This is a genomic window from Ruegeria sp. CE6 (assembly GCF_056537485.1).
The window spans coordinates 2,501-6,075 of the sequence record NZ_JBQFRR010000010.1 but is presented as its reverse complement, the minus strand read 5'-3'; the positions used below and the strand labels follow the sequence as shown (position 1 = coordinate 6,075).

1 tRNA gene and 2 rRNA genes are annotated in these 3,575 nt (G+C 53.3%); all 3 read right to left on the bottom strand.

The window, feature by feature from the left end:
- Positions 1 to 38 precede the first annotated feature (38 nt).
- Positions 39 to 115, bottom strand: a tRNA-Met gene (locus tag ACR0DK_RS20455).
- Between the two features lie 122 nt (positions 116 to 237).
- Positions 238 to 352, bottom strand: a 5S ribosomal RNA gene (gene rrf, locus ACR0DK_RS20450).
- A 187-nt stretch (positions 353 to 539) separates the two neighbouring features.
- Positions 540 to 3,366 (bottom strand): 23S ribosomal RNA (locus ACR0DK_RS20445).
- Positions 3,367 to 3,575: the final 209 nt, after the last annotated feature.

Genomic DNA, 3,575 nt, shown 5'->3' with positions numbered 1-3,575 from the left:
TTGTAGTCTGCGCGGGCTGCTCTGGGATTTTCTAAAGTTGGTTGCGGGAGCAGGATTTGAACCTGCGACCTTCAGGTTATGAGCCTGACGAGCTACCGGGCTGCTCCATCCCGCGACACTTTAAGTGACCTATCGCTTACGCTACTTGAGGTCTTGTGTTGGTCTATCGCCTATTCGGCTACTTGAGACCGGGTAGTGTTCTTTTCATCGTGTTAGAGAGATGTGGGCTTTTTCTAGGTTTGGCGGTGACCTACTCTCCCGGGGCTTAAGCCCAAGTACCATTGGCGCGGCAGTGCTTAACTTCCGGGTTCGGGATGGGACCGGGTGTTTCACTTGCGCTATGACCACCAAACCGAGGAAAAGCCCATGTCGACTTTCCTGCGTTGCAGGAAAGCGACGAGGTGGCAGGCAGCGTCTTTTGCTTGCAAAAGGCGCGTTGCCACTCGGTTATAGTATCAACCAACATCGCGGCTTGACGCTGCGACGTTATCCAACTCAAGGTCAGTGTATGCTTTGGTCTTGTCTTTCCATTACTGGATCAAATCAAGCCTATCGGGCGATTAGTACCGGTCAACTGAACGCATTACTGCGCTTACATCTCCGGCCTATTGACGTGGTGGTCTTCCACGGCCCTCAGGGAGACCTTGTTTTGAGGGGGGCTTCCCGCTTAGATGCCTTCAGCGGTTATCCTGTCCGATCATAGCTACCCAGCACTGCCGTTGGCACGACAACTGGTCCACCAGTGGATCGTTCACCCCGGTCCTCTCGTACTAGGGGCAACTCCTCTCAAGTCTCCTACACCCACGGCAGATAGGGACCGAACTGTCTCACGACGTTCTAAACCCAGCTCACGTACCTCTTTAAACGGCGAACAGCCGTACCCTTGGGACCTGCTCCAGCCCCAGGATGAGATGAGCCGACATCGAGGTGCCAAACACTGCCGTCGATATGGACTCTTGGGCAGTATCAGCCTGTTATCCCCGGCGTACCTTTTATCCGTTGAGCGATGGCCCTTCCACTCGGGACCACCGGATCACTATGGCCGTCTTTCGACTCTGCTCGACTTGTCAGTCTTGCAGTCAGGCTGGCTTCTGCCATTGCACTCAACGAGCGATTTCCGACCGCTCTGAGCCAACCTTCGCGCGCCTCCGTTACGCTTTAGGAGGCGACCGCCCCAGTCAAACTACCCGCCACGCAGGGTCCCGGATCCGGATAACGGACCGCGGTTAGACATCAAGAGTGCGAAGGGTGGTATCTCAAGGGAGGCTCCACGGATACTTGCGTTTCCGCTTCAAAGCCTACCACCTATCCTGCACATCACAATCCTGATGCCAGTGCGAAGCTGTAGTAAAGGTGCACGGGGTCTTTCCGTCTAACCGCGGGAAGCCTGCATCTTGACAGGCAATTCAATTTCGCTGAGTCGATGTTGGAGACAGCGGGGAAGTCGTTACGCCATTCGTGCAGGTCGGAACTTACCCGACAAGGAATTTCGCTACCTTAGGACCGTTATAGTTACGGCCGCCGTTTACCTGGGCTTCAATTCAAGGCTCTCACCTCTCCTTTTAACCTTCAGGCACCGGGCAGGCGTCAGACCCTATACGTCGTCTTGCGACTTCGCAGAGCCCTGTGTTTTTAATAAACAGTCGCCACCCCCTGGTTTGTGCCCCCAGCCCCTAGTTGCCTAGGAACCGGGCCTCCTTCTCGCGAACTTACGGAGGTATTTTGCCGAGTTCCTTCAACATCGTTCTCTCAAGCGCCTTGGTATGCTCTACCAGTCCACCTGTGTCGGTTTAGGGTACGGTCTGATGGAGGGCTATTTCCAGGAACCACTCAGCAGCCCAATCAATCCGATAAGATTGAACTACACCTGTGATCCGTCACATCCTCCTGGCCTAGGAATATTAACCTAGTTCCCATCGCCTACGCCTTTCGGCCTCGGCTTAGGGGCCGGCTTACCCTGCTCAGATTAGCTTTAAGCAGGAACCCTTGGACTTTCGGCGAGAGTGTCTCTCACACTCTTTGTCGCTACTCATGTCATCATTCTCACTAGTGATCTCTCCACGGGATCGCTCACGCGCCCGCTTCATCGAAAGCCTCTCTCCTCCAATCTGCCCGAAGGCATGAAGGAGGAATGAGACTATGTCACACTACGCTCTGCTACCGATGCTTACGCATCCCTAGACTTCGGCTCATGGCTTGAGCCCCGTTACATCTTCGCCGCAGGACAACTTATTTAGACCAGTGAGCTGTTACGCTATCTTTAAAGGATGGCTGCTTCTAAGCCAACCTCCTGGTTGTTTTGGTCGTCCCACCTGCTTTCCCACTTAGCCATGAATTGGGGGCCTTAGTCGTAGGTCAGGGTTGTTTCCCTCTCCACTACGGACGTTAGCATCCGCAGTGTGTCTGCCATCTAGTACTCCCGGGTATTCGGAGTTTGGTTAGGATCAGTAAGCCTGTGGGGCCCCATTACCCATCCAGTGCTCTACCCCCCGGGGTATTCGGATGACGCTCTACCTAAATAGATTTCGCAGAGAACCAGCTATCTCCGAGTTTGATTGGCCTTTCACCCCTAGGCACAGCTCATCCCGATCCTTTTCAACGGATGTGGGTTCGGTCCTCCAGTAAGTGTTACCTTACCTTCAACCTGGCCATGCCTAGATCACTCGGTTTCGGGTCTGATCCCACGAACTCATTCGCCCTATTAAGACTCGCTTTCGCTACGCCTACACCTAACGGCTTAAGCTTGCTCGTAAGACCAAGTCGATGACCCATTATACAAAAGGTACGCCGTCAGATCTCGAGGATCCTCCGACTGATTGTAGGCGTTCGGTTTCAGGTACTGTTTCACTCCCCTCGTCGGGGTGCTTTTCACCTTTCCCTCACGGTACTGGTTCGCTATCGGTCAGCAAGGAGTACTTAGCCTTCGAAGGTGGTCCTCCGATCTTCAGACAGAATTTCACGTGTTCCGCCCTACTTAATACGTCCATCAAAGCTTCCTATACGGGGCTGTCACCCGCTATGGCCACGCTTCCCAACGTGTTCTAGTCACTTATCTGGCTCGGCTGGTCCCCGTTCGCTCGCCGCTACTAGGGGAGTATCAATTGATTTCCTTTCCTCCGGGTACTTAGATGTTTCAGTTCCCCGGGTTTGCTCTTAAAACCCTATGTATTCAGGTCTTAAGTACCTGTTCATGCTCATTATTGATTAGCAGAGCTAACAATAACAAACATTCAGGTGGGTTGCCCCATTCAGAGATCCATGGATCAAAGCTTATTCTCAGCTCCCCATGGCTTATCGCAGAGTATCACGTCTTTCATCGCCTCTTGCTGCCAAGGCATTCACCAAACGCCCTTCTCGCGCTTGATTTGATCCAGAAAGAGAAAGACACAACTTAGTGCGCTACCGCCTATTCGGCTACTTGAGCGCAGTCAGGTCAATCGCGATCGCCCAGCTGGTAACTAAAGGCGATCTTTCTTCTGAACCAAAAGCATACTTTCCCGCCTTCTATCCTGGAACCCATGCTGCCGATGTCGGTCGGCCCCACATGGAGAATAGAAGACATGCATGATCGTCAG